General features: G+C 41.7%; 1 protein-coding gene. It reads right to left on the minus strand.

What is annotated here, in order from left to right; translation table 11 throughout:
• Positions 1 to 276 (minus strand): sugar phosphate nucleotidyltransferase (locus SB775_RS29155; protein WP_410864705.1); only part of this gene is annotated, 276 nt, incomplete at both ends.

Raw genomic sequence — 276 nt, forward strand, 5'->3', positions numbered from 1 at the left:
GGCTATTTGAGATATAGAGATTATTCACATCTGTAATCTCTAATTCGCCTCGATCTGACGGCGAGATTTTCTCAATATATTGAAAGACTTCTTGATCATAAAAATAGATACCCGTGACACAGTAGGATGAAAGCGGATGCTCTGGCTTTTCTTCTATTGATAAAATCCGGTGGTGTGCGGCATCAATTTCTGCAATGCCAAACCGCTTCGGATCCGTCACTTCTTTCAAAAGGACCTTAGCTCCGCTTTCTTGCTGCTGAAAGGCTTCAACAAAAG

Source organism: Peribacillus sp. SIMBA_075, assembly GCF_046534585.1.